This window comes from Citrobacter amalonaticus Y19 (genome assembly GCF_000981805.1).
In the GTDB taxonomy this organism is placed as follows: Bacteria; Pseudomonadota; Gammaproteobacteria; order Enterobacterales; family Enterobacteriaceae; genus Citrobacter_A; species Citrobacter_A amalonaticus_C.
This window is the reverse complement of record NZ_CP011132.1, coordinates 4333536-4349720: the sequence shown is the minus strand read 5'-3', so window position 1 is coordinate 4349720 and position 16185 is coordinate 4333536. Positions and strand designations below refer to the sequence as shown.

General features: G+C 53.3%; 17 protein-coding genes. 9 read left to right on the top strand and 8 right to left on the bottom strand.

Annotation, left to right across the window (positions count from 1 at the left end; genetic code table 11):
* Positions 1–12 precede the first annotated feature (12 nt).
* Positions 13–846, bottom strand: a complete 834-nt coding sequence (locus tag F384_RS20080; RefSeq protein WP_046492348.1) for a DMT family transporter — start codon at positions 844–846, stop codon at positions 13–15.
* A gap of 117 nt (positions 847–963) precedes the next feature.
* Positions 964–1053: a type I toxin-antitoxin system toxin TisB gene (gene tisB / locus F384_RS20075; protein ID WP_042323479.1), complete on the bottom strand. Its 90-nt coding sequence runs from the start codon at positions 1051–1053 to the stop codon at positions 964–966.
* Positions 1054–1578: 525 nt separating this feature from the next.
* Here tisB and ivbL point away from each other — a divergent pair.
* The 3 genes from ivbL (at position 1579) to ilvN (ending at position 3773) form a co-directional block, all read left to right on the top strand.
* On the top strand, positions 1579–1677 hold the full coding sequence (ivbL, locus tag F384_RS29270) for an ilvB operon leader peptide IvbL (protein ID WP_052746968.1): 99 nt from the start codon (positions 1579–1581) through the stop codon (positions 1675–1677).
* Positions 1678–1784: 107 nt separating this feature from the next.
* A complete protein-coding gene (gene ilvB, locus F384_RS20070; protein ID WP_046492345.1) occupies positions 1785–3479 on the top strand; it encodes an acetolactate synthase large subunit in 1695 nt (564 codons plus the stop codon).
* A gap of 3 nt (positions 3480–3482) precedes the next feature.
* Positions 3483–3773 carry an acetolactate synthase small subunit gene (ilvN, locus tag F384_RS20065; protein WP_046492343.1) on the top strand — a complete coding sequence of 97 codons (291 nt, stop codon included), beginning with the start codon at positions 3483–3485 and terminating at the stop codon, positions 3771–3773.
* A gap of 1 nt (position 3774) precedes the next feature.
* On the opposite strand, the gene F384_RS20060 is transcribed toward ilvN, so the two are convergent.
* Complete coding sequence (locus F384_RS20060; protein ID WP_046492340.1) at positions 3775–4560, bottom strand: DeoR family transcriptional regulator; 786 nt, start codon at positions 4558–4560, stop codon at positions 3775–3777.
* Between the two features lie 326 nt (positions 4561–4886).
* Between F384_RS20060 and rbsK the strand changes: the two genes are divergently transcribed.
* The 3 genes from rbsK to F384_RS20045 are packed head-to-tail and all read left to right on the top strand — an operon-like array spanning position 4887 to position 8172.
* The gene (rbsK, locus tag F384_RS20055; RefSeq protein WP_046492338.1) at positions 4887–5807 is read left to right on the top strand and encodes a ribokinase; all 921 of its coding nucleotides are present in this window, start codon (positions 4887–4889) and stop codon (positions 5805–5807) included.
* A gap of 26 nt (positions 5808–5833) precedes the next feature.
* Positions 5834–7147 carry an L-fucose:H+ symporter permease gene (gene fucP / locus F384_RS20050; RefSeq protein WP_046492336.1) on the top strand — a complete coding sequence of 438 codons (1314 nt, stop codon included), beginning with the start codon at positions 5834–5836 and terminating at the stop codon, positions 7145–7147.
* A gap of 11 nt (positions 7148–7158) precedes the next feature.
* Positions 7159–8172 (top strand): aldose 1-epimerase family protein, encoded by a 1014-nt coding sequence (locus F384_RS20045; protein ID WP_046492331.1) that lies wholly within the window; start codon positions 7159–7161, stop codon positions 8170–8172.
* Positions 8173–8255: 83 nt separating this feature from the next.
* Here the strand turns inward: F384_RS20045 and adeD are convergent, their stop codons facing one another.
* Complete coding sequence (adeD, locus tag F384_RS20040) at positions 8256–10022, bottom strand: adenine deaminase (protein WP_046492328.1); 1767 nt, start codon at positions 10020–10022, stop codon at positions 8256–8258.
* 176 nt (positions 10023–10198) lie between these two features.
* On the opposite strand from adeD, the gene F384_RS20035 reads away from it, so the two are divergent.
* Positions 10199–11533: an NCS2 family permease gene (locus F384_RS20035; protein ID WP_046492325.1), complete on the top strand. Its 1335-nt coding sequence runs from the start codon at positions 10199–10201 to the stop codon at positions 11531–11533.
* Between the two features lie 52 nt (positions 11534–11585).
* On the top strand, positions 11586–12038 hold the full coding sequence (locus tag F384_RS20030) for a DUF1198 domain-containing protein (protein ID WP_046492321.1): 453 nt from the start codon (positions 11586–11588) through the stop codon (positions 12036–12038).
* Between the two features lie 68 nt (positions 12039–12106).
* On the opposite strand, the gene F384_RS20025 is transcribed toward F384_RS20030, so the two are convergent.
* Together F384_RS20025 and F384_RS20020 are read right to left on the bottom strand one after the other, a co-directional pair.
* Positions 12107–12430, bottom strand: a complete 324-nt coding sequence (locus F384_RS20025) for a helix-turn-helix domain-containing protein (protein WP_046492316.1) — start codon at positions 12428–12430, stop codon at positions 12107–12109.
* On the bottom strand, positions 12414–12773 hold the full coding sequence (locus F384_RS20020; protein WP_046492313.1) for a type II toxin-antitoxin system RelE/ParE family toxin: 360 nt from the start codon (positions 12771–12773) through the stop codon (positions 12414–12416). The genes F384_RS20025 and F384_RS20020 overlap by 17 nt, the downstream gene beginning before the upstream one ends.
* A 213-nt stretch (positions 12774–12986) precedes the next feature.
* On the opposite strand from F384_RS20020, the gene nepI reads away from it, so the two are divergent.
* A complete protein-coding gene (gene nepI, locus F384_RS20015) occupies positions 12987–14180 on the top strand; it encodes a purine ribonucleoside efflux pump NepI (protein ID WP_046492310.1) in 1194 nt (397 codons plus the stop codon).
* A gap of 111 nt (positions 14181–14291) precedes the next feature.
* Here nepI and F384_RS20010 read toward each other — a convergent pair whose 3' ends face one another.
* The gene (locus tag F384_RS20010) at positions 14292–15671 is read right to left on the bottom strand and encodes a carbohydrate porin (protein ID WP_046492308.1); all 1380 of its coding nucleotides are present in this window, start codon (positions 15669–15671) and stop codon (positions 14292–14294) included.
* A gap of 202 nt (positions 15672–15873) precedes the next feature.
* Positions 15874–16176, bottom strand: a complete 303-nt coding sequence (locus tag F384_RS20005; RefSeq protein ID WP_046492303.1) for a PTS lactose/cellobiose transporter subunit IIA — start codon at positions 16174–16176, stop codon at positions 15874–15876.
* Between the last annotated feature and the right edge of the window lie 9 nt (positions 16177–16185).

Here is a 16185-nt window from a genome sequence, read left to right as displayed (position 1 = left end):
GCCGAGTGTTTTCTAGGACAGGCGTAACAGAATGGCTCCGGCGGCAATCCCGCCAGCAGCCACGAGGCGCAATCCGGCCACCCGTTCTTTCAGCAGTAACCAGGCGATAAGCGCGCCGAACAGGATTGAGGTTTCACGCAGTGCGGCGACCACCGCCAGTGGCGCGAGAGTCATCGCCCACAATGCCAGTCCGTAAGAACCCATTGTGGCAATGCCGCCAAAAATCCCCTTCTTCCAGTGCTGCGTCAGATAGCGCAATGCCTCCCGACGACGGGCGATCATCGCCCATCCCAACAGGCAGGAGCCGTTCAAAAAGAAGGTCCAGAGCGTGTATCCCAACGCGGTTTCCGAAAGTCTGACGCCGGTGCCGTCGACCAGCGTATACCCGGCGATGAAACAGGCGTTAATCAGCGCGAGCACAATGCCCTGCTGCGAACGGGCCCGACCGTTAAAGGCCATGCCGAGGATGGCGGCGCAGATCACCGCGATGCCCGTCCAGGCCAGCGTGGACAGGCTGTCGCCAAGAAACAGTACGCTGATGACTGCCACCAGCAGCGGCGCCGTCCCGCGCATCAGCGGATAGGTTTGACTCATATCAGAAACGGTATAGGTTCTGGCGACCAGCACGGTGTAGACCACCTGTAATGCGGTCGAGGCGGCTAAAAAAGGGATGCTGGCGGTCGAGGGTTGCGGTGCAAAGGGCAGGCACAGAAGCGCCATGATGGCGGCAGAACCGCTGACGCTGATGGCGGCGTAGAGCTTGTCGTTTCCGGCTTTCACAATGGCGTTCCAGCTGGCGTGCAGCAGCGCGGCGAACAGCAAAATGCAGAAAACGGAAAGGGTCATAGCGCAGGCATCATCAGGAAATGTCATAAAAATGTAACATATCATCACCGCGCAAGCATCAGGAGATGTAAAAGGGGAGCGGTTGCCCGCTCCCCTTTGGTGCGACTTGAATCTGAATTACTTCAGGTATTTCAGAACAGCATCAAGCAGTTGCATGGCTGCAACGATGAGTTTCAGGATAAGAATAGCGATATCCACGAGGCTCATACGCGTCTCCTTTTGGCAAAGGAGCACGGTGCTGACGTACCTTTCCGCCGCCTGTTATCAGCACCTTCGTTGACATAACACAGTGTGCTCACCGGGGGGGTTAAGGCGCTGACGGCACCACCCGTTTCAGCCAGGACTTTGTTGCGCCGGTTTACGATGCGGCCCCACCTGACACATTGCGTACTGAGACATTATAGATAAATACTGTATAAATGAACAGGTATTTATGGACAGTACCGAACTTCTGATCCATACTCAAAAGCGTCAAAATCCGTGCCGAAATTGCGTGTTCTTCGCAGAACGCGTATACTTTTGCTGTTGACATAACACAGTGTACTTTGCGGCAACCAACCGCATAACGCTGAAAAAAACCTCGCTCCGGCGGGGTTTTTTGTTTTGGGCGTATTTTCCTGGCGAAACGTGATCGTCGACGCATTTTTACGCAGATGAAAATTTTTCCGTTGTCAGCTTATGAAAGCTGTGCTTGTATAAATCCTGTTAATCATTAAACAGACAAGGTCCCTAATGAACCCTTCCATGCTGACATCGACCCTACTAAAAACTGCGCCATCTTGCGCAGCGGTCGTCGTGCGTGTGGTGGTGGTCGTCGGCAATGCGCCGTAGGGTCCGGAACAACACACGATTCCAAAACCCCGCCGGCGCAAACCGGGCGGGGTTTTTCGTTTAAGAGACCTGCCCGGAGCGTCGGCCCAGAACAAAAGGACTGGAGTATGGCAAGTTCGGGCACAACATCAACATCCCAGCGTACGCGTTTTACCGGCGCTGAATTCATCGTTCATTTTCTGGAACGTCAGGGCATTAAGATTGTCACTGGCATTCCGGGTGGATCGATTCTTCCCGTCTATGATGCCTTAAGTCAGAGCACGCAAATCCGCCATATTCTGGCGCGCCACGAGCAGGGGGCGGGGTTTATTGCGCAGGGTATGGCGCGAACCGACGGTAAACCGGCGGTGTGCATGGCCTGTAGCGGGCCGGGCGCAACCAATCTGGTGACCGCCATCGCCGATGCGCGGCTGGATTCTATCCCCATGGTGTGTATCACCGGGCAGGTTCCGGCCTCCATGATCGGCACCGACGCCTTCCAGGAAGTGGACACCTACGGCATCTCTATCCCCATCACAAAACATAACTATCTGGTCAGACATATCGATGAACTCCCGCAGGTGATGAGCGACGCATTTCGTCTCGCTCAGTCCGGACGTCCTGGCCCGGTGTGGATAGACATACCTAAGGATATCCAGATGGCGGTTCTCGAGATTGACGAGATGCCAGAACCGGCACAGAAAATGGCGACGCCAGAATTCAGCGCCGACAGCATTCGTGAAGCTGCCGCGATGATTAACGCCGCACAGCGCCCGGTGCTGTACCTCGGTGGCGGGGTGATTAATGCTCCGCAGCGGGTGCGTGAGCTGGCAGAAAAGGCGCAGTTGCCGACCACCATGACGTTGATGGCGCTGGGGATGCTGCCGAAAGCGCATCCACTGTCGTTAGGTATGTTGGGGATGCACGGCGCGCGCAGCACTAACTTCATCCTGCAAGAGGCGGATCTGCTGGTGGTGCTGGGCGCGCGTTTTGATGACCGGGCGATTGGCAAAACCGAGCAGTTCTGCCCGAATGCCAAAATCATCCACGTCGATATCGATCGTGCGGAGCTGGGCAAAATCAAGCAACCGCACATCGCTATTCAGGCTGATGTGGATGAGGTACTGGCCCAGTTGATTCCGCAAATCGATGCGAATCCGCGCGCAGCGTGGCACCAGTTGGTTGGCGATCTGCAACGTGAATTCCCGTGCGCTATCCCGCAGGAGAGCGATCCGCTGTGCCACTATGGCCTGATCAACGCGGTGGCGGCCTGCGTGGACGATAACGCGATTATCACTACCGACGTGGGCCAGCACCAGATGTGGGCGGCACAGGCCTATCCGCTGAACCGTCCTCGCCAGTGGCTGACCTCTGGCGGCCTGGGCACCATGGGATTTGGTCTGCCGGCGGCAATTGGCGCGGCACTGGCGAACCCGGATAAGAAAGTGCTGTGCTTCTCCGGTGACGGCAGTCTGATGATGAACATTCAGGAGATGGCGACCGCCAGCGAAAACCAGCTGGATGTGAAAATCATTCTGATGAACAACGAAGCGCTGGGGCTGGTGCATCAGCAGCAAAGTCTGTTCTACAAGCAGGGCGTTTTTGCCGCGACGTATCCGGGGACAATCAACTTTATGCAGATTGCTGCCGGATTTGGTTTGCAAACCTGCGATCTGAATAACGAAGCTGACCCGCAGGCGGCATTGCAGGCGATCATCAGCCGACCAGGGCCGGCGCTGATCCATGTCCGCATTGATGCGGAAGAAAAAGTGTATCCAATGGTACCGCCGGGCGCGGCAAATACTGAGATGGTGGGGGAATAAACCATGCAGAAACAATCATATGAGAACGTCATTCTGGAACTCACCGTCCGCAACCACCCAGGCGTTATGACCCACGTCTGCGGGCTGTTCGCCCGCCGCGCATTTAACGTTGAGGGGATCCTCTGTCTGCCGATTCAGAGCAGCGACCAGAGCCGTATCTGGCTACTGGTCAACGACGATCAGCGTCTGGAGCAAATGATTAGCCAAATCGATAAGCTGGAAGATGTGGTGAAAGTGGTGCGTAACCAGTCAGACCCCACAATGTTCAACAAAATTGCCGTGTTCTTTGAGTAACTTAATCGCCGTCTGAATCAGGGGTGATCACCTTGACGGAACCGTTCCGGCAGTGGAGGGCATAATCTGCCGGTAGCGGACGATCGCATATCAGGACATCAAAGGTGGAAAGCGGACCAATGCTGGCGGGGGCGACCTCATCGAACAGGGCGTAACGCGTGAGTAAAATTTTACGCAGTCCGCGCTCCATGGCTTTGCGCTTGGTGGCGAGGTCGTCCGGGTTAAACCAACTGACGCCGAAGTGCTCGTGTACACCGCTGGCGGAGATAAAGACTTTTCGCGGATTCAGTGAATCCAGCGGCGATGGGTTATTCGCATCGTAAAATGCGTCGCTCTTCGCCCGATACGTTCCACCACAGAGGATCGGCGTGGCGTTGGGCTTTTCATTGAGCGCGATAAAGACCTGGTGCGAGTAACAGATCCCGGTAAAGGCGATCTCGTCCGGGATCATACTGATAACCAACGGCATCTCCGGGCCATTATCGAAAAAGATCAGGTCGTTTTCGCTCACCAGACCGGCCGCCAGGATAGCGACGGGCAAATCATCGCGATGATGGGTTTTGTTCGCGGGTTGGGGAGCGTTAGCTGGCGTGGCGGGTTTGTTGACCATCACGATATAGCCGCCGAGCAGCGTCAGGGGCAGCGGTTCGTCATCCTGGCTGAGATCCCGGCGAATGGTCATCACGGAAACCTCCAGCATCCGTGCGGCGTCTTTCAGGTGGATGCGGTCGGTCTTCTTCAACAGTTCCATCAGACGTCGAATACGTTCTTTTTGTTTGGTTTCCATTCACCTTCTCCGCGATTCATGTTGCGTATGTTCCATGAGTAACATTTTTGTGTTTATCGGAACATCAAATGGCTGCATTACTATACGTCCGGCGGGCGGGAATTAAAAGCGCGTTTGGTCGCGTTTTTTTGATTATAACTAGTTTAATTTCAGTTAATTGTAACAGTTTTGATGCTGTTGTCAGGTAACAGTGTGTGATGAGGTGTGCAATAAACAAACAGATAAATGATCTTCCAATCGCGATCGTAGTCACAAATGATACGGAAGTAACATGATAATGTTATTTTAATATCATTGTTGTGTGATTGTTTCTGAGAGGGTGTAAAATGGATATCGCGGTTATTGGCTCCAACATGGTGGATCTCATCACCTATACCAACCAGATGCCCAAAGAAGGGGAAACCCTGGAAGCGCCGGCGTTTAAAATCGGCTGCGGGGGTAAGGGTGCGAATCAGGCCGTTGCGGCGGCGAAGCTCAACTCCAAAGTGCTGATGCTGACCAAAGTCGGCGACGATATCTTTGCGGATAACACCATTCGCAATCTCGAATCCTGGGGCATCAACACCACCTATGTCGAAAAAGTCCCGTGTACCAGTAGCGGTGTGGCGCCGATTTTTGTGAATGCGAACTCCAGTAACAGCATTCTTATTATTAAAGGCGCGAACAAGTTTCTCTCCCCGGAAGATATCGATCGCGCAGCGGAAGATTTAAAAAAATGTCAGCTTATTGTCCTGCAACTGGAAGTTCAACTGGAGACGGTTTACCACGCCATTGAGTTCGGTAAAAAGCATGGCATCGAAGTATTATTAAATCCCGCACCGGCATTGCGTGAATTAGATATGTCTTATGCCTGTAAATGTGATTTCTTTGTACCGAATGAAACCGAACTGGAAATATTAACCGGTATGCCGGTAGCGTCGTATGACAATATTTGCGCCGCCGCCCGTTCCCTGGTGGATAAAGGGTTAAACAATATTATTGTGACCATGGGTGAAAAAGGCGCGCTATGGATGACGCGCGATCAGGAAGTGCATGTTCCGGCGTTTCGCGTTAATGCTGTTGATACCAGTGGCGCAGGCGACGCCTTTATTGGTTGCTTTGCCCATTACTACGTCCAGAGCGGAGATGTTGAAGCCGCGATGAAAAAAGCCGTTCTTTTCGCTGCGTTTAGCGTCACCGGGAAAGGCACACAATCCTCTTATCCGAGTATCGAACAATTTAATGAGTTTCTTACCCTAAACGAATAATACTCTGCACTGTAAAAGGTAGCACTATGAACGATAAAAACATCATTCAGATGCCCGATGGGTATCTGAATAAGACCCCTCTGTTCCAGTTTATTTTGTTATCCTGTTTATTCCCGTTATGGGGATGCGCAGCCGCATTAAATGATATTCTGATTACGCAATTTAAAAGCGTATTTTCACTCAGTAACTTTGCGTCAGCATTAGTTCAGAGCGCCTTTTATGGCGGTTATTTTTTAATTGCGATCCCGGCATCTCTGGTGATTAAAAAGACCAGTTATAAAGTGGCCATATTAACCGGCCTGACGCTGTACATCGTCGGCTGTACTCTCTTTTTCCCGGCCTCGCACATGGCGACCTACACCATGTTCCTGGCCGCGATCTTCGCGATTGCGATTGGTCTGAGCTTCCTGGAAACCGCAGCGAACACCTACAGTTCGATGATTGGTCCAAAAGCCTATGCCACCTTACGACTGAATATCAGTCAGACTTTCTACCCGATCGGCGCGGCGTCCGGCATTTTGCTGGGGAAATATCTGGTCTTTTCCGAAGGCGACAGTCTGGAAAAACAGATGGCGGGGATGAATGCTGAGCAGATCCATAACTTTAAAGTGCTGATGCTGGAAAACACCCTTGAGCCGTATAAGTACATGATTATGGTTCTGGTGGTGGTGATGGTGCTGTTCCTGCTGACCCGTTTCCCGACCTGCAAAGTGGCGCAAACCGCCAACCATAAACGCCCGTCGGCAATGGACACGTTGCGCTATCTGGCCAGCAATGCCCGCTTCCGTCGCGGTATTGCGGCGCAGTTTCTGTACGTGGGGATGCAGGTAGCCGTGTGGTCATTTACCATCCGTCTGGCGCTGGAGTTGGGCGATATCAACGAACGTGATGCCTCTAACTTTATGGTCTACAGCTTTGCCTGCTTCTTTATCGGTAAGTTTATTGCCAACATTCTGATGACCCGCTTTAACCCGGAAAAAGTGCTGATTCTTTACTCCATCATCGGCGCGCTGTTCCTCGCCTATGTTTCACTGGCGCCGAGCTTTAGCGCCGTGTACGTCGCGGTGCTGGTGAGCGTCCTGTTTGGCCCCTGCTGGGCGACTATTTATGCCGGCACGCTGGATACGGTGGATAACGAACATACCGAAATGGCGGGCGCGGTGATTGTGATGGCCATCGTCGGCGCTGCCGTGGTGCCGGCGATTCAGGGTTATGTGGCGGATATGTTCCACTCGCTGCAACTCTCGTTCCTTGTCTCCATGCTGTGTTTCGTTTACGTGGGGATCTACTTCTGGCGCGAAAGCAAAGTGCGCAGCCTGGCTGAAGCGACCGCATCCTGAGGAGAACGATCATGACAACACGTATCACGCTGTGGCGGGCGCTCTTTGGCGAACATCCGCAAACCCTGCTGGAGAACAGCGATTTCACGGTCACCGCCTTTCGTTATGCCAGCGGTGTGGAAGGGCTGAAGGTGCAGAACAGTCGTGGTCATCTGGTGATTCTGCCCTGGATGGGGCAGATGATCTGGGATGCCCAGTTTGACGGCCACGACCTGACCATGCGCAACATGTTCAGCCAGCCGAAACCCGCAGCGGAAGTGGTGGCGACCTATGGCTGTTTTGCCTTCCATTCCGGACTGCTGGCCAATGGCTGTCCGTCGCCGGAAGATACTCACCCATTGCACGGTGAAATGGCCTGTGCCTCGATGGACGAAGCCTGGCTGGAACTGGACGGCGACAGTCTGCGCGTAACCGGACGCTACGAGTATGTGATGGGATTCGGTCATCATTATCAGGCGCAGCCTGCGGTGGTGATGCATAAAGCGAGTGCGCTGTTTGATATTCAGATGGCGGTCACGAACCTCGCATCTGTTGCGATGCCGCTGCAGTACATGTGCCACATGAACTATGCATATGTGCCGGAGGCGACTTTCAGCCAGAATATTCCGGATGAGGCGCTGCGGCTTCGCGAATCGGTCCCGGCGCATGTGAAACCCACCGAACAGTGGCTGGCGTTTAATCAACGGATCTTACAAGGCGAAGCGTCGCTGGCGGCGCTCAATGAACCCGACTTTTACGATCCGGAAATTGTCTTCTTTGCCGACACGCTGGACCAGTACACGGATAACCCTGAATTTCGCATGATCGCCCCGGATGGCACCACGTTTGTTACCCGTTTCGCCAGTTCGGAACTCAACTACGTGACCCGTTGGATCCTGTATAACGGCGATCAGCAGGTCGCGGCATTTGCCCTGCCTGCCACCTGCCGTCCGGAAGGATTTCTCGCCGCCCAGCGAAACGGCACGTTGCTTGAGGTTCAACCGCAGCAAACCCGGACATTTACGGTCACCACCGGCATCGCCTGAGCGCTCAAGGCTTGAACAGCAACGCGCTTATCGTTTAGGTAAGCGCGTTTTTTATGCCTGTTTCTGACGACGGCGGCCTGAAATCAGTCAGCGATCTCCTGAGAGGTGAAGGTAAAGGTTTCACCGTCAAACAGTCCCTGACTGGTGAGTTTTAGTGCGGGGATCACCGGTAAGGAGAGAAATGCCATCTGGATAAAAGGCTCATCGGGCAGTGTGCCACACTCGCGACCTGCTGTTTTTAGCGCATCTATCTGTCCGGCCAGCGACTCGGCGGTGTCGGTACTCATTAATCCGGCAATCGGCAGCGGCAAATGGCATTGCACCTGACCGTTACGAACGACGCAGAGTCCGCCGCCATCTTCAATCACCTGATTAACCGCCAGAGCCATCTCATCAGCGCTGCAACCGATCACCACAATGTTATGGCTGTCGTGGCTGACCGTTGCCGCCAGCGCGCCTTCACGCAGACCGAATCCGCCTAATAAACCGTAGGCCGGGGGCGACTGCTGACCGTAGCGTTCAAGTACGGCGATATAGCAAATATCATGGCGATCGAAGCCCTCGGCGGTGCACATGCAGGCACTGGCGCCCGTCACCAGTTCGTTAGGGATAACATCAATCACCCGATAGCGTTTACCGGGAGTGAAATGCAGTGGAAAGTCATCGGCGCAGACGGGGTGTCGCGCAATGGTATTGCCATACGGCGGAACGGTTTGCGCCAGCCTTGCCGGTTCCCCGGCTTTCAGGCGTTCAGCGTCAACGGGTTCTCCTTTGACAAACACTTGCTGTACCGCCACGTTGCGGGCATCGCTGAGCAGAACGATATCCGCCTGCTTTCCGGGGGCCAGTAAGCCAAGATGGCGCAGGCCAAAATGACGTGCCGCTGACCAACTGGCGACGCGGTACGCGACGTGTAGCGGGACGTGATGCTGTAAAATCAGTCGGCGAATCAGTGCATCAATATGCCCCTCATGCGCGATTTCCCAGGGGTTGCGGTCGTCAGTGCAGAGCAGGCATTGTGGGCTGTTGAAGGCGTTGATGAGCGGTGCCAGCGCGTCGAGATTGCGGGCAGCGGAACCTTCGCGGATCATCAGCGCCATCCCGAGTTGCAGTTTGCGACGACCCTCTTCCAGCGTGTAGCTCTCGTGGCAGTTCTCGATTCCGGCGGCGATGTAGGCGTTGAGCGCTTTACCGCTCAGCCCAGGACAATGACCGTCCAGCGTCAGATGGCGGAAGGCATCCATTTTGTCGAGCAACGTGTTTTGTCCGGCAATGACGCCCGGGTAATCCATCACTTCCGCCAGTCCGGCGACCAGCGGGTGATCGCGCCAGGCCTGCATCTGGTCGAGGGTGAAACGCGCGCCATTCACATCGCATCCCTCCAGGGCTGGAACGCAGGAACTCACCTGCAGATACTGATTTTGCTTTGCCAGTTCGGCGCAACGGACAAACCAGGAAAATCCCTTTTCACCCATCACATTGACGATTTCATGGGGATCGCAAACGACAGTGGTGAGCCCACGCGGCAGCGTTGCGGTTTCAAATGTGACCGGCATCATCATGCTGGATTCAATGTGCAGGTGCGAATCGATAAAGCCGGGAACTGCCGTTGCACCGTGGGCATCGACACGCCGTAATGCCGGGGTGTCACGATACTCTGCTCCGATACCCGCGATATGCCGCCCTTTGATCACGATAGGACCGGTCATTTCTCCGCCATTGATAATATCGAGAAGGATGACATTATCAATAATATAATCAGCAACCGCTTCACCGCGCGCAACTGCTAACAATTCCTGCCGTTCCTGACGGCTAATATAATGAAATTTATGACTTATGGCGTTATTCATATTTTTCTCATTTTGATTTTATCAATTTGATTATTATTTATCATAAAGAAATGCCGGGTGATTATTTAAAGCTTATCGATTAACGGGCATTGGCATTGTGATTGCAATCACTGAATTTAAATAGGGGAGATGTTTTAAATGAGACCTGCTTATATCTTCATTAATGGATGAAAAAGATGAATAGTGATGTCAGTGATGGCGTGAAAAATGATTCAAATCATCTTTCGCGGTTATTTAAACTGCACCAGCATGGCACCGATGTGCGGACAGAAATGATTGCCGGGATGACGACTTTTTTAACGATGGTGTACATTGTGTTCGTGAACCCGCAAATACTCGGGGCCGCACAGATGGATCCCAAAGTGGTGTTTGTTACCACGTGCCTGATCGCCGGCATCGGCAGTATCGCGATGGGCCTCGTCGCTAACCTTCCTGTTGCATTAGCCCCAGCGATGGGATTGAACGCGTTTTTTGCCTTTGTGGTGGTGGGGGCGATGGGGGTGAGTTGGCAAACGGGAATGGGGGCCATATTCTGGGGCGCGGTCGGACTATTTTTACTCACGCTTTTTCGTATTCGTTACTGGATGATTTCCAATATCCCGATTAATTTACGTATCGGCATCACCAGTGGTATCGGTTTATTTATTGCGTTGATGGGGTTAAAAAATGCGGGCGTTATTGTTGCGAATAAAGACACGCTGGTGACCATTGGCGACTTAAGTTCCCACAGCGTATTACTGGGTATTTTAGGTTTCTTTATTATTACCGTGCTGTCATCGCGTCAATTTCATGCTGCAGTGCTGGTTTCCATTGTCGTCACCTCCTGTTGCGGGTTGTTTTTCGGCGATGTTCATTTCAGTGGCATCTATTCTGTGCCGCCCAGTATTAGCGGCGTGATGGGTGAGGTCGATTTGAGCGGTTCATTATCACTTAATCTGGCCGGGATTATCTTTTCCTTCATGCTCATTAATTTGTTTGATTCATCAGGAACATTAATTGGTGTGACAGATAAAGCCGGGTTAATCGGCAGCGACGGTAAGTTTCCAGGCATGAAGCGGGCGCTGTATGTCGACAGCATGAGCTCGGTTGCCGGGGCGTTTATCGGCACCTCTTCCGTGACGGCCTACATTGAGAGCACCTCGGGCGTGGCGGTGGGGGGGCGCACCGGTCTGACGGCGGTGGTGGTGGGTGTGCTCTTCCTGCTGGTGATGTTTTTTTCTCCGCTGGTGGGCATGGTTCCCGCTTATGCGACGGCAGGGGCGCTGATTTTTGTCGGCGTGCTGATGACCTCCAGTCTCTCCCGCGTTAACTGGGATGATTTTACCGAGTCGGTGCCCGCGTTTATCACCACGGTGATGATGCCTTTTAGTTTCTCCATTACTGAGGGGATTGCGCTTGGCTTTATGTCGTACTGCATTATGAAAGTGTTTACCGGGCGCTGGCGGGAGTTAAACCTCTGCGTCATTACGGTTGCCGTACTTTTCGCGCTGAAAATCATTCTGGTGGATTAGTATTCGCAGGCCGTTTCCAGATATCATGAGCGCTGATAACGCAGGAGAACTCATGGTCTGGATAATGCTGGCCACACTGGCGGTGGTGTTTGTTGTCGGGTTTCGGATCCTTACTTCCGGATCCCGACGGGCGATTCGCCGCTTGAGCGAGCGCCTGAATATTGATGTGGTGGCGGTAGAATCGATGATCGATCAGATGGGAAAAGCGCAGGGGGAGGCATTTTTACAGTATCTCCATCGCCCCGACGAGTCACATCTGCAAAACGCCGCTCAGGTCCTGTTGATCTGGCAAAGTGTCATTGTGGACGGCAGCGAGCAGAATCTGTTGCAGTGGCATCGCCTGCTGCAAAAGGCCCGACTGGCCGCGCCGATCACCGATGCGCAGGTGCGTCTGGCGCTCGGTTTCTTACGTGAGGTCGATCCGGATATGCAGGACATCAATGCGTTCCAGATGCGTTACAACGCCTTTTTTCAGCCCGAAGACGGCGTGCACTGGCTGCACTAAGATCAATAGGGATGATGAATGTCGTTAACTGAGCCGACGATATTCATCATGAATCATGCCATTCGCTGTTACGCCAGAACTTTTAAACCATGCTTCTGGACAACGCTCAGCAGTTTGAGAGACATCCCGCTGGGGCGTTTCGCGCCGCTCTCCCATTTTTGCACGGTTGACACGCTGGTGTTCAGGTAATGTGCGAACACGGGTTGGCTAACGTTGAATTTCTCGCGTAGTGCTTTAATTTCAAGTGGCAGGAGATCGTTGACCTGACTCAGACAGGCTTTGTCGAAATTGCGCATCGTTTCCTGAGGGATCGCCTCAACGTTATATAACCCGGATGCTGCGCTGTGGATAGCTTCGAAGGCTGGGCTTTTAAAGTTATTTTTTACCGTCATCGCAAACCTCCACCAGTTCTTTACTCTTAATCAACGCCGTAATGTTGTCATCAGTCAGACGAGCATAATGTTTTGCTAACTCACGAAAGCCCGCCAGTTCGTTGATAGTAATATTTGTCATGTCTTGTTTGGCATACAAAAACGTGTAAAACCAGTGATTGCCACCCCTCGCGAGGATAATCGCACGGTCACGGTTCTGGTTTAGGCGCTTTTTAAAAACGCCGCCTCCCAGATCGTCTGCCTGCCCCTGCAAAGTGGCCTCAATTGCCTGGCATAACTCATCATCTTTGATGGCATGGGCTTTTGCTTCCCTGGAAAACCATTTGGTTTTGAATACACGCATCGGAGACGTCCTGTAACCGTAAGTATAGCACCTGGTGGTATACTATGTGTTTCAAAACGATGTTAAATAACCTTTGCGGCAGAAATTTCACCTTTGCGAACCTTCTCGAAAGCGGCAATGCAAACGAAGAAAGTAGCCAAAACGTTAAATACGTCACATTTAAAATGTTACACTGCGTGACTTTTCCATAAGAACACCACGCAGGTAGCAAAAATGAGTGAATGTATTGAAGAGAAAACCCGCGCTGACGTTGTCGCCCGCCCAAACTGGTCGGCGGTATTTGCCGTGGCGTTCTGTGTTGCTTGCCTGATTACCGTCGAGTTTTTACCCGTCAGTCTGTTGACGCCAATGGCGCAGGACCTGGGTATTTCTGAAGGTGTTGCCGGACAGTCGGTGACCGTCACCGCGTTTGTCGCCATGTTTGCCAGTTTGTTTATCACGCAGATCATTCAGGCCACTGACCGTCGCTACGTAGTGATTCTGTTCTCCGTGTTGCTGACCCTCTCCTGCCTGCTGGTCTCGTTTGCCGATTCCTTCGCGTTACTGCTAGTGGGCCGTGCCTGTCTGGGGCTGGCCCTGGGCGGATTCTGGGCGATGTCGGCCTCGCTGACCATGCGGCTGGTTCCGCCGCGCACGGTGCCGAAAGCGCTGTCGGTGATTTTCGGTGCTGTCTCCATCGCGCTGGTGATTGCCGCGCCGCTGGGCAGTTTCCTGGGCGGGCTCATCGGCTGGCGTCACGTCTTTAACGCGGCGGCGGTGATGGGGGTGTTGTGTATTGTCTGGGTGGTGAAATCACTGCCGTCGCTGCCCGGCGAGCCTTCGCATCAGAAGCAAAACATGTTCAGCCTGCTGAATCGTCCGGGCGTGATGGCGGGGATGATTGCCATCTTTATGTCCTTCGCCGGACAGTTTGCGTTCTTCACTTACATCCGCCCGGTGTATATGAATCTGGCGGGTTTTGATGTCGATGGTCTGACGCTGGTGCTGTTGAGCTTTGGTATCGCCAGTTTTGTCGGCACCTCACTGTCGTCTGTGATCCTCAAACGCTCAGTCAAACTGGCGCTGGCCGGTGCGCCGCTGGTGTTGGCACTGAGCGCGCTGGTGCTGATACTGTGGGGCAGCGACAAGATTGTCGCGGCAAGCATTGCGATTATCTGGGGGATGGCGTTTGCGCTGGTGCCGGTGGGATGGTCGACGTGGATCACCCGATCGCTCGCCGATCAGGCCGAAAAGGCTGGATCCGTCCAGGTCGCCGTGATCCAGCTTGCCAATACCTGTGGGGCCGCGGTGGGAGGCTATGCACTCGATAACCTTGGCCTGCTGTCGCCCCTGATGCTCTCCGGCAGCCTGATGCTGCTGACGGCGCTTCTGGTGGCAGCGAAAGTTCGCATAAAGGGTATGCAGTGATCTCACTCTCTGTTTGCCGGATGGCGCTGCGCTTCTCCGGCCTACGGTACGGTGTCCAGTAGGCCGGATAAGGCAGTTATGCCGCCATCCGGCATAACGTGATAATGCCAATCAGAACCATGCTTCCCACATCGCGCCGACGTTGAAATCGTCCAGCGTTTCGTCATTCGTGCCATTCACGCGGGCGGTGTGGTCGTTATCCACCTTGCCGCCAGTGACATAGAAACGCAGCATTGGACGGAATTCAGGCCCCATCGCAATCGACATGTTCTGCGACAGCGTCAGCTTCCAGCCTTTGTTATCGCCGCCGTTGTCATAATCGACACGCTGATAGCCCGCTTCCAGCCAGGTGGAGTGCACGTCGTTCCAGAAGTACATTGGACGCACAATGGCACCGTAGTTCTTGCGATTTTCACTCTGATCGGCGCTGTTATCGTAGTCATGGAATGCCAACAGGTATTCAACCTGCGCCTGCTGCGTAAACTTGTGGCTACCTTCGAAGCTGGCGTAAATCGCCGTCAGATCGTCGGTTTTGTTGTAGACGCTGTTGTCGGAGTTATCAGAGTAACGGGCGATCACTTTGTTGACGCCGCTGTCATTGGTATGGCTCACCACAAACGCGCCCTGCCAGGCGTTCAGGCGGTCGTCGGTGTCGACGGCTTTCGAGTCAAAGCCGTAGTTGGCGTAGATTTCCAGATCCAACGGACCGAGTTTCATGCCGTGAATTTTTGAGGTAACGGCGTAGTTCCCTTTATCACCGGTGCCGGAACCGCCGGTACAGGTGATGCGTGACGGGTTGGCCTCATCTTCCATCACTTCCGGGCTGCACGATTCCACGGCGGCTACAGTGGCAACGTCAAACTGAATGCCGCCAATATCGAAGTTCTTCACCCCGGCACCCTGGCCATCGTGGTTCATCCAGAAGTAGTCGTTGATCCCCTGCTGCGGACGCTGGTGGAAGTCGCGACCCGCCCAGATATAGGCGTTCGGATTGGATTCCAGGACGTTGGTGACCCCCGCGTAAGCTTTTTTGAGGTTAACCTCGTCGCCCCAGTGGTCGATCATCACGTTGATATCCCAGATCGCGCCGTTGTCGCCTTTGAACGCTTTGGAGAGCTGGAATTCGCCGCCGTTGCCTTCGTTACCCAGACGACCAATGGCGGACGCGCCGTTATAGGAACCGTCCACACCGACGTACTTCTGATCGCCGCTCTGGAAGTGCGCGCCATAACGCGCATAGCCGCTGAATTTCACACCAAACGGGATGGCCATATCGGGTGTCTGTGCGGCGCTTTGCGGCTCAACAATGACATCGGTTTTTTTCGCCACAGCAGCGTCCATTTTCGCCTGACGTTCCGCAAGGGCTTTATCTACGGCTTTGGCGACGATGGCGTCGATTTGTTCTTGTGTAAATTCCTGTGCAAGTACAGAAATTGGGCAAAGCGCGGCCACGACCGCCATGGCTAATGGAAGTTTTTTTATCATGTTCATGGTTATCTCATTTACGTTTTATCCTTCAGTTTGCATTAAGCATTCTGAATAGATGTGCGCATTAATTTATTTTAAGATAATAACCATCCCATTCTGGTGTAATTCGCTATCACCAAAATAAGTTGATCTGTTATTTATAAATAGAGGTACAGATGGTTTTTATATAATCGTAGTGACGTCTCCGTTTATTATTTAATTTACATTAGCGTTGATAGAGATGAATAATTTCTTCTGACAGTTCGCGAGCTAACAGCGACGTCATTAAGTGATCCTGCGCATGCACCATAATTAATGTCATGGGTTGCCGGGCTTCCCCGGCATCCTGTTCGATCAATTTGGTTTGCATGTGGTGAGCCTGACGGGCGTAGCCGTCAGCTTCCCGAAGCAGGCTTTTCGCCTCGTCAATGTTGCCTGCACGCGCGGCATGCAGCGCCTCGAAGCACAGGCTACGGGACTGTCCAGCATTGACGATAATGTCCATTACTGCTTCTTCTAATGCAATCATTGTCTGTAT